The organism is Paenibacillus sp. AR247 (assembly GCF_002968895.1).
GTDB classification, from domain to species: Bacteria; Bacillota; Bacilli; order Paenibacillales; family Paenibacillaceae; genus Paenibacillus_AQ; species Paenibacillus_AQ favisporus.
Window position 1 is genome coordinate 157,945 of the sequence record NZ_PCZT01000023.1, and the last position, 9,262, is coordinate 167,206.

At 55.0% G+C, this 9,262-nt stretch carries 7 protein-coding genes and 4 pseudogenes; 7 read left to right on the top strand and 4 right to left on the bottom strand.

Annotated elements, in window-relative coordinates:
• A pseudogene (locus CPT76_RS29745) lies at positions 1-765 on the top strand (sugar porter family MFS transporter); the annotation flags it as partial.
• Between the two features lie 113 nt (positions 766-878).
• On the opposite strand, the gene CPT76_RS29750 reads toward CPT76_RS29745, so the two are convergent.
• From CPT76_RS29750 to CPT76_RS29760, 3 genes are all read right to left on the bottom strand, one after another.
• Positions 879-1,916: a C40 family peptidase gene (locus CPT76_RS29750; RefSeq protein ID WP_105445438.1), complete on the bottom strand. Its 1,038-nt coding sequence runs from the start codon at positions 1,914-1,916 to the stop codon at positions 879-881.
• A gap of 164 nt (positions 1,917-2,080) precedes the next feature.
• A complete protein-coding gene (locus CPT76_RS29755) occupies positions 2,081-2,791 on the bottom strand; it encodes a zf-HC2 domain-containing protein (RefSeq protein ID WP_105445439.1) in 711 nt (236 codons plus the stop codon).
• Complete coding sequence (locus CPT76_RS29760) at positions 2,788-3,285, bottom strand: RNA polymerase sigma factor (protein ID WP_308737692.1); 498 nt, start codon at positions 3,283-3,285, stop codon at positions 2,788-2,790. Before CPT76_RS29760 ends, CPT76_RS29755 begins: the two co-directional genes overlap by 4 nt.
• Before the next feature lie 182 nt (positions 3,286-3,467).
• On the opposite strand from CPT76_RS29760, the pseudogene CPT76_RS29765 reads away from it, so the two are divergent.
• The 4 genes and pseudogenes from CPT76_RS29765 to CPT76_RS29780 all read left to right on the top strand — a co-directional run bounded on the left by CPT76_RS29765 (position 3,468) and on the right by CPT76_RS29780 (position 6,887).
• Positions 3,468-4,427: pseudogene (locus tag CPT76_RS29765) on the top strand (bile acid:sodium symporter family protein).
• Between the two features lie 171 nt (positions 4,428-4,598).
• Positions 4,599-4,922 carry a DUF6944 family repetitive protein gene (locus CPT76_RS29770; protein ID WP_105445440.1) on the top strand — a complete coding sequence of 108 codons (324 nt, stop codon included), beginning with the start codon at positions 4,599-4,601 and terminating at the stop codon, positions 4,920-4,922.
• A gap of 117 nt (positions 4,923-5,039) precedes the next feature.
• Positions 5,040-5,783 (top strand): hypothetical protein, encoded by a 744-nt coding sequence (locus CPT76_RS29775; RefSeq protein ID WP_105445441.1) that lies wholly within the window; start codon positions 5,040-5,042, stop codon positions 5,781-5,783.
• Between the two features lie 87 nt (positions 5,784-5,870).
• Positions 5,871-6,887, top strand: a complete 1,017-nt coding sequence (locus CPT76_RS29780) for an SDR family oxidoreductase (protein ID WP_105445442.1) — start codon at positions 5,871-5,873, stop codon at positions 6,885-6,887.
• A gap of 134 nt (positions 6,888-7,021) precedes the next feature.
• Here the strand turns inward: CPT76_RS29780 and CPT76_RS29785 are convergent, their stop codons facing one another.
• Positions 7,022-7,459 (bottom strand): MarR family winged helix-turn-helix transcriptional regulator, encoded by a 438-nt coding sequence (locus CPT76_RS29785; protein WP_105445443.1) that lies wholly within the window; start codon positions 7,457-7,459, stop codon positions 7,022-7,024.
• A 124-nt stretch (positions 7,460-7,583) separates the two neighbouring features.
• Here CPT76_RS29785 and CPT76_RS29790 point away from each other — a divergent pair.
• Positions 7,584-8,172 (top strand): annotated as a pseudogene (locus tag CPT76_RS29790) (NAD(P)H-dependent oxidoreductase).
• A gap of 155 nt (positions 8,173-8,327) precedes the next feature.
• Positions 8,328-9,262, top strand: a pseudogene (locus CPT76_RS29795) (LLM class flavin-dependent oxidoreductase); the annotation flags it as partial.

Here is a 9,262-nt window from a genome sequence, read left to right on the forward strand (position 1 = left end):
CCCAAGATGGCTGATCAAGCAAGGACGCGCAGCCGAAGCGCTGCCGGTCCTGCTCAAAATTCACGGTGAAGAGCTGGCAAAACAGGAAGTGCGCGATATCAAGGAATCCTTTAATCAGGAAAAGGATCGATCCGCCAGCTGTTCGGACGGGGCCTCCGCATGGCAATGATCGTGGGCATCGGCCTGGCCATTCTGCAGCAGGTAACCGGCATCAACGCAGTGCTGTATTATGCACCTGAAATCTTTAAAGAGACCGGTGCCGGCACGAACGCGGCGCTGATCCAGACGATCTTTGTCGGCGTGATCAACGTCCTCTTCACGATTTTGGCCATTTGGTTAATCGATAAAGTAGGACGGAAAGCGCTGCTGCTGGTTGGGTCGGCCGCGATGCTGATCTGTCTGGCCGTCATCGGAACGGCGTTCCAGACCGGACATACCTCCGGCCCGCTGGTCCTGATCTTTATTCTGATTTACGTTGCTGCCTTTGCAATCTCGCTCGGACCGGTGGTATGGGTCCTCATTTCGGAGATCTTCCCGAACCGGGTCCGCGGCATTGCGACGGCCATTGCGTCGATGGCTTTGTGGATCGCCGACTACGTCGTATCCCAAGCCTTTCCGCCGATGCTGTCTTCGGCAGGCCCGGCGGCTACCTTCTGGATTTTCGGCGTCATGTCGCTGATTTGCTTCGTGTTTACTTGGCGCGCGGTACCGGAAACCAAAGGAAAGTCCCTGGAGGAAATGGAAGCCATGTGGGCAAATAAATAAATATTATGCAGGAAGGGGATGTTCCCGGGTTGATAAACCTGGAAACATCCCCTTTTTTGTGTGGTTACAGCCGGTGTGAAGTGATGTAACCTGGCTTCCATTGATGATCCGGGTTACAGAATGCGACGCGCCGTGACGAACCGTTTTTTCCACTGGCCGTCAAAGGCTTCGACGTGAACGCCGAGCTCTTTGGAGTATGTGTGCAGAATTTGATTATTACCCATATAGATGCCAACGTGGCCGATATCCAGCCCGCGGGCGCTGAAGAACAGCAGGTCCCCTTTGCGCAGATCGCTTAAGGACACTTCCTTGCCGGCCTTCGCCTGGTCGTAGGACACGCGTGGCAGCTCGACCGACAGCACATCCTCGTAAACCCGCTTGACGAAGGAAGAGCAGTCGAATGTCTTGGTCTGGTCCGGAGAAGCTCCGAACTCGTAAGGGGTCCCGAGGAACTTCTTACCGTAAGCGATCAGCTCGTCCGCCTGCATGTCGGCAAGCGAGGCGCTGGCATAGTCGGTATATTTCGGCTTGGCCGATATGTATCCTGTTTGATGGTTTTCCGTCTCCACCTCCAGCCAGAGGGCGTTCACCTCGCGGATGACATGCACCTTCTGTCCGGCGGCAAGCATGCCGAGTGACGTTGCATCGCTCGCTGAATCCGGCTTGCTCCGCAGGTTCACACCCCAGCGGATAGAAGTCTCAAGCGAAACTTTGGAAGTAATCCGCACCGTGTGCGCATCCGGCTGCCAAGCGACCTCGCTGCCCAGCGCTTCGCTCACAAAGCGCAGCGGCACGAGGGAATATCCGCCGGAGATTTGGCCGGGCACTGTCAATTCGAGGGCTTGTCCGTTCAAATTCGCCGTATGCTCGCCGATCCGGTAGGTCAGCGTGGTGCCTCCCTTGGTGGCCTTCAGCGTCTTCGTGGCGTTATCCCAGGCCAGCTTGGCCCCTTGGCGCTCAAACAGGCCGCGCATCGGCACGAGTACCGTGCCGCCGACATTCAGCGGCTGCACTTCGGTCTGCAGCTGCCGGCCGTCCAGATAGACGGCGATCGGCTTGGAGGACGCCGGAGCGGCATCCGCATAGACCGACGTGCCTGCGATCATGGCGGCGGCCAGGCCGGCAAGAACCGCCCCTTTTTTTCTCATCATGTTATCATCACCTTGCTTCAACTGGATTAACGGTTCGTGGATGATGAACCGTATAGGAACAGGGACTACCGGCGGGTATCTTTACCAAGAAGTCCCTGTATAGTTGGACGAGAGGGAGGGCAATTGGTTTTGTTCTTCAGCATTGGTAAATTAATGAAACGAAATCATTCGTTCGTAGCGAGCTGATCCTCTGCAGCCTCGCTGGCGGGTGGCAGCATCATGCCCCTTTTCCAAATGAGGATATGATCCTCCGGGGTCCCCAAATAAACCACTTGGATCTCAGCTCCGGTGCCGTCAGGGTCATGATTCGCTTTTTGCTCGTCGAGATTGATCCAGTAATACGTGTTCGCCAGGCCAATATCGGCAAAGGCCTTCGATTTGATGACCGGGCGAAGGGGAGTCATATAAAAATTTCCGTTCTCATCGAGATGATAGCTGACTTGCTTCACGTTATAGCCATCGGTCATTTTGACGTGATACGCGATGGTTCCGTTTTTCATCAGGCCAACGTCTGTAACCTCGATTACTTTGGTGGGTACACTCCGGATATTCCAACCGGTTAATAACAGGTAGCCTCCGAACAGCAGCCCGCAAACGACGGTAGCAATGGTTAGTCCTTTGATAAAAGCGGCGGCCTTGGAGCGGTTCCAGTACGCGGCGATCCGGCGAAGGCTGCTGGCCTGGGTTTGATGTTCACGGGTGGTCTCCGGACCCAGCATCAGATTATCCTTCATTTTTTCTAATACGGACCGGCAATCCGGGCAAAGCTCGATATGGCCTTCGACCAGCTTACGGGTATCCGGACTGCACACATCGTCGTGATACAACGGCAGCAAGTCTTGAATGACTTGGCATGATATAAAAGGTTTGTTCATTGTTCCTCCTCCTGATAGCGATTCTGAATTTTCTGTTTAGCCCGGTGAAAAGTCACTCGTGCCCAACTCTCCGTCTTGCCGAATATGCTGCATATGTCCGCAAAGGGTAATTCGCCAAATACTCTCAGCGTAAATACTTCTTTGTAGGGCTCCCCGAGTTCGTGCAAAATGCGGTGAATCCGCAGCGCTTCCGAATCCAGGATAACCTTGTGTTCCACATTCAGCTGGCTCACGGGATCTGTCTCCGGTTCAGCACGCGGATAACGCTTTTGCCCTTCCCAGTACGAGAAATATGTATTCTTCGCGATTTGGCATAGCCATACGCTGATCTTGCATGTCCCCTGAAAGGTGTCGATCCGCTTGAGCGCTTTATAGAACGTCTCTTGGGTAATCTCTTCGGCAATGTGTTCATCCCGACAGAGCGAGAGTACAAAACGGTATACCTCTTGAAAATATTGATCGTAGATTTGCTGAAGATCCTCCAGGCGATTCACCTCCTTGTCAGTTATAAGACCCCGATCAACAGGATTCGTTACACGCTATACAAAAAACGAAGGCGCCTTTGCCCAGTACATTCCTGCAACAGCAACCCTCTCCAATTCTCCGGAATTCGTAGACGATTTACGGGTTTTGTCGTAGAATGATTTTTATTACACAAGAAGTGAGGTTCGGAGAGATGAATGCTGTTGCAAAAGTGAGCAAGGTTGTCGGTGGCACGTTTTCGGTTTGGGTCATTCTGTTTGCTTGTCTGGGCTTTTTTTACCTGATGTCTTTATCCCGTTAAAGGGCTACATTTCGATCTTTTTGGGAATCGTCATGTTCGGCATGGGGCTGACCTTATCCTCCGCCGACTTTCGCGAAGTTTTCCGCCGGCCGCTCGAAGTGCTGATCGGCGTGGTTGGCCATTTCATCATTATGCCGCTGCTGGCCTATGTTTTGGCGCTGGTGCTAAACCTGCCGCCGGATATCGCCGTAGGCGTTATCCTCGTCGGATGCTGCCCGAGCGGCACTTCGTCCAATGTGATGACGCTGCTCGCGAAAGGGGATGTTGCGCGTGGGGGTATCCGGGGTATCCATCGCTTCCGTGTCTACCATTATCGCACCGCTGGCTACACCTGCGCTCATCAGCCTGCTGGCCGGCCGCTGGATGCCGGTCGATGCCGGTGCACTCATCAAGGACATTCTGATGGTAGTCATTCTGCCGATCGTGCTCGGGGTTATCGTGAAGTCCTTGTTTAAAAAGCAGGCCGAAGCCAGCGCTCAGGCACTCCCGCTCGTCTCCACCCTGGCCATTGTGCTGATTGTGGCGATCGTCGTGGCCGGCAGCCGCACCAAAATCATCGAAAGCGGTTTGCTGATTTTTGCGGTCGTCATTCTTCACAACCTGCTCGGGTATGCTCTTGGCTATTTGTTTGCCAAGCTCTTCCGCATGAACCTGAGCAAACGCAAAGCGATCTTGTTTGAGACCGGTATGCAGAATTCGGGCCTGGGGGCGACGCTCGCCGCGGCTCATTTCAACCCCGTCGCCGCCGTGCCGAGCGCGATATTCAGCGTGTGGCACAACATTTCCGGCTCGCTCCTTGCCACCTGGTTCGCCCGGCGCTATGAGCAGGCGGAGATGGGTAAGAATCGGTAAACAATATTAGAAATTGCAGGAGGCTTGTCCATGTGACAAGCCTCTTTTTCCTTAGCAATCGGACAGGCGCCGCACCGGGAAGGACATACGCCATCGGCGGGCCGTGCTAGAGAAGCGTATGTTATAGCAGTAGAGACCTCTCGTAGATTGTAGATTGAAAGAAGGGATACGATGCGATCAAAGATTCGGTCACAGCAAAGGAAGATTCAGGAGCAGCTTGCGGCGTTTGCTTGGCTCCAGGCATGGGGGACCAACGTTGCGGCCATTGGCCAGACGAAAGTGCTCTCATCCCGCAAAAAGCAGCAGCAGGAAGGAGAGAAGCTGCAGCTTATCGGTAATGCGATGCAGGCGATTGCCAATGCCGCGCAGGCGGAACTAACCGCCAGATTGAGAAGTTCTGCATCGAGCAAGGAAGTGAACGACATGATGGTCGCCGGCAACCTGCTACAGTCCCTGGGGAACTCGCTGGAGGTGATCGCAGGGGATGGGTCCTAACCGGCGGGGCAAGGAAAAGGATAACAAGCGGGGGAGCCGCTTCCGAAAACGTTCGGGATCAGGTATGCACAGCAGGCGAACATATCCCCGCGTACCGGCATAACTGGAGGGATGATATTGCTGTTATCAAGTGCTTTGAGCACGTTCCGACGTGCCATTCGGTCACTGCCGGCAGACGGGCGGCTCACCCGGGAGGATCTTCTGATTCCGGAACTGCGTCTATCGGCAGACGGCCTTGTAGAGACATTTTACGCTCCGCATAATGATTATGTTCATTCATCCGCGAGCCTATTTATCGTGGGCTTGACCCCGGGCTTTACACAGATGAGAATCGCTTATGAAGCGGCGCGGCATGCCATGGATCAAGGATTGGTCGATGAGGCGGTGTGCCGGAAGGCGAAGGAGGCGGCCAGCTTTGCCGGCAGTCTGCGCGCGAACCTGATCTCCATGCTGGACGAGCTGGGGATGCCGGAGTATTTGGGGATCCGCACGAGTGAGGCTTTATTTGGCACAGAGCGGGAGCTGCTGCATACCAGTTCGGTGCTCCGCTATCCCGTCTTCGTCAACCGGGCCAATTACAACGGCAGCCGCCCGAGCCTGATGGGGACTCCAAGTCTAAGGGGCACGGCGCTAGCCAGCATCACCGAAGAGCTGAGCGTTTTTCCGGATCGCCCCTTCATCATTCCGCTTGGAATAGCCGTGGAAGGCGTCCTCCGGCTTCTGGCCGAGGAGGGAGTGCTGGACGCCGGGCAGTGCCTATGGGGCCTTCCCCACCCTTCGGGGGCCAACGGCCATCGGCACACACAGTTTGCCGCACAGAAAGCGGAAATGAAAAAGAGTCTGCATCGTTACTTCTCTTGATTGTCTGGCAGGCATTCCCGTGTTATCGTTAGGATGGGCTTAAGGAATCCAAAAGTTTCTAGACCATCTTGATGGAGGTGTCTTTTTATGAAAGCGCTATTTATTGGAGGAACAGGAACGATCAGTACCGCCATTACGAAGCAGCTGCTGGCGCAGGGCTGCGAGCTGTACCTGCTGAACCGCGGACACCGGAATGATGCCCTGCCGGAAGGGGCTCATATCATCCAGGCGGATATTCACGACGAGGAGCAGGTGGCCGGTCTGATCGCCGATCTCCAGTTTGACGTGGTGGCCGACTTTATCGCCTTTGTGCCGGAGCATTTGGAGCGGGATTACCGCCTGTTCAAGGACCGTACGAAGCAGTTTATGTTCATCAGCTCGGCTTCGGCTTACCAGTCGCCTTTATCCGATTACCTCATCACCGAAGGAACTCCGCTATCCAATCCATACTGGGAGTATTCCCGGAACAAGATCGCCTGCGAGGATTACCTGATGAAGCAGTACCGCGAGCAGGGCTTTCCGGTCACCATCGTAAGGCCAAGCCATACGTACGACGAGCGCTCGATACCGCTTGGCGTGCACGGAAGCAAGGGCAGCTGGCAGGTGGCGAAACGGATGCTGGAGAACAAGCCCGTCATTATTCACGGAGACGGTACGTCGCTGTGGACGATGACACATAACCGGGATTTTGCCAAAGGCTTTATCGGCCTGATGGGCAACATCCATGCGATCGGCGAGTCCGTGCACATTACATCGGATGAATCGGTCACCTGGAACCAGATTTACGAGATTATCGCCGACGCTCTGGGCGTGAAGCTGAATGCGGTTCATGTCGCATCCGAGTTCCTCGATGCCTGCAGCAAGGAGGATTTCAGGGGCAGCCTGCTGGGAGACAAGGCCAATACGGTTGTCTTTAACAATGCCAAATTGAAGCGGCTCGTTCCCGATTTTGTGGCGACCACACGGGTGGATCAGGGCATTAAGGAGACGGTGCAGTATATTCTGGCCCATCCGGAGCACCAGTCCGAGGATCCTGAGTTCGACAGCTGGTGCGATAAGGTAGTTCAAGCCCTGCAGGAAGCGGCTGAGCGGATTAAAGGGTAAGGCAGGAAGCAGCAGACTTGCCGAGTATATATACTTCGTTTATAAAAAGGTGCCTGGAGACAGGCGCCTTTTTTGCGTGTATGGAAAGAACCATGTTTTCATAATCCTGAGATCATACAGGCCATTTCACATCATCATTTATCCGTATAAAATACCCGGGAGTGCAGCACGTCCATCGCATGAACGATCTGCTGCAGATCCTGCTCGGAAGCGTCCTGCAGCCGGGTGAGGAACCGTGCGCCGATGTGGCCGAAGGCCTCTTTCATCACACGCTCTCCTTCGCCGGTCAGGCGGACATACTGTTTGCGCCGGTCACTGGGGTCATCGTATTTTTCGCATAACTGCTTGTCGCACAGCTTCTTGATTTCCCGGCTCGTATTCGGCATGGACATCTGCTGGCAGTCACTGATTTGGCTCAAGGTCACCGGCTGGCTTACGGCGATGTATTCGAGCATGCTGTACTGGACCGGTGTAATACCCTCGGGTTTGATGCCTTGAGTCATTTCGTGCTTGACCTGATGTACGGCGGCCGTAAAGGCAATCAACTTGTCAAAAAGCTTATTTTCATCCATGATGTCACCACCTCTTCCTCACGAACATATCAAAATTATTATCAATAAACAATTATCATTTGACAACTAAATTGCCGGCGTGGTAGGATTTGGTTATCAAATGATAAGTAAATGGGGTGGCACGATGAAGGTACTGGTCATTTACACGCATCCGAATCATCAAAGCTTAAGTTATTCGTTTCTGCAGAAAGTATTGGAAGGCAGCCGTGAGAATCCGGCGGTTTCGCAAATCCGGACGCTCGACCTCTATGAAGAGGGCTTTAATCCGGTTCTGATCTTCAATGAGACCAAACGGAGACGGGATATGCACAAGGACCCCGCATTGGAGAAGTATCGGGAGATGCTGCTGTGGGCGGATAAAATCGTCCTGGTCTACCCGATTTGGTGGGGCCGGCCGCCGGCCATGCTGCTCGGATTCATCGACCAGATGTTTGCTTCGGGCTTCGCTTACGAGGGACAAGGGCGGGTTGCTGCCGGAAGGGCTGCTGAAGGGCAGATCGGTCGTATGCATCTCCTCCATGAAGGGGCCGGCGCTATATCCCCTGTTGTGGCTGAATAACGCACACAAAGTGCTGATGCGGAAGGCGTTGTTCCGGTTCGTAGGCATCAAGCGGGTCAAATTTTTTGAGTTCGGAAATATGGAAAGTCCTAAGGGCAAGCATGAGGCGAAGCTGGACCGGGTGTACCGGTATTTTAGAACCGTCGCACGTTGACCGGGGATGGAGCAGGAAGGCGAATGGGGATTTTTGCGGGAAGGCTTGAAATGGACCCGAAAATAGTTCAATATAAAGATATACGCAATTAAGAAAAAGTAGGCCGCTGCGGCGGTCGGTTAGAGTATACCAATCTATTGAACTAGGGGGATCCCATGGAAATAGGCATCAGTACCTTTGTGGAAACGACACCGGACGTAGAGACGGGTGAGGTCATCAGCCACGCGCAGCGTTTGCGCGAAGTAGTTGAGGAAATTGTGCTTGCCGATCAGGTGGGGCTGGACGTATTCGGAGTAGGCGAGCATCACCGGAAGGACTATGCCGCGTCCTCGCCGGCGCTCGTGCTGGCGGCGGCTGCACCGCAGACCCGGCGAATCCGGCTCAGCAGCGCGGTCACGGTGCTGTCATCGGCCGACCCGGTGCGGGTCTTTCAGGATTTTGCCACGGTCGACGGGATTTCAAACGGACGCGCCGAAATTATGGCGGGCCGGGGGTCCTTTATCGAATCGTTCCCGCTGTTCGGATACGATCTGAACGATTACGACGAGCTGTTTGACGAGAAGCTGGAGCTGCTGCTCAAAATTCGGTCTTCGGAAAAGGTGACCTGGGAGGGCCGCCACCGCCCGGCGATTCACAACCTGGGCGTGTATCCGCGCCCGGTTCAGGATCCGCTGCCCGTCTGGATCGGCAGCGGAGGCAATCAGGAGTCGGTCATCCGTGCCGGCCTCCTGGGCCTGCCGCTGGTGCTGGCCATTATCGGAGGCAGACCGACGCAGTTTGCGCCGCTGGTGGAGCTGTACAAGCGGGCGGCTGCCCACGCAGGCCACGACGTGTCGAAGCTGGCGGTGGGCTCCCATTCGCACGGCTTTATCGCCGAGAATACGGAGAAGGCCGCCGACCTGTTCTCCCTTCACCCAGTACAGCATGAATGTGCTGGGACGAGAGCGGGGCTGGGGCCATTATGACCGCAACAGCTTCGACAACGCCCGCAGTTTCGAAGGCGCCCTGTACGTCGGCGATCCGGAGACGGTCGCCCGGAAGATCATCCATCTCCGCAAAAACGTGGGCGTTACGCGCTTTATGCTGCACG

What these genes read in the sequence shown, in the direction of transcription:
- CPT76_RS29750 (WP_105445438.1), bottom strand. Translation starts at nt 1,916, where the DNA reads ATGATGAGAAAAAAAGGGGCGGTTCTTGCCGGCCTGGCCGCCGCCATG.
- CPT76_RS29755 (WP_105445439.1), bottom strand. Translation starts at nt 2,791, where the DNA reads ATGAACAAACCTTTTATATCATGCCAAGTCATTCAAGACTTGCTGCCG.
- CPT76_RS29770 (WP_105445440.1), top strand. Translation starts at nt 4,599, where the DNA reads ATGCGATCAAAGATTCGGTCACAGCAAAGGAAGATTCAGGAGCAGCTT.
- CPT76_RS29780 (WP_105445442.1), top strand. Translation starts at nt 5,871, where the DNA reads ATGAAAGCGCTATTTATTGGAGGAACAGGAACGATCAGTACCGCCATT.
- CPT76_RS29785 (WP_105445443.1), bottom strand. Translation starts at nt 7,459, where the DNA reads ATGGATGAAAATAAGCTTTTTGACAAGTTGATTGCCTTTACGGCCGCC.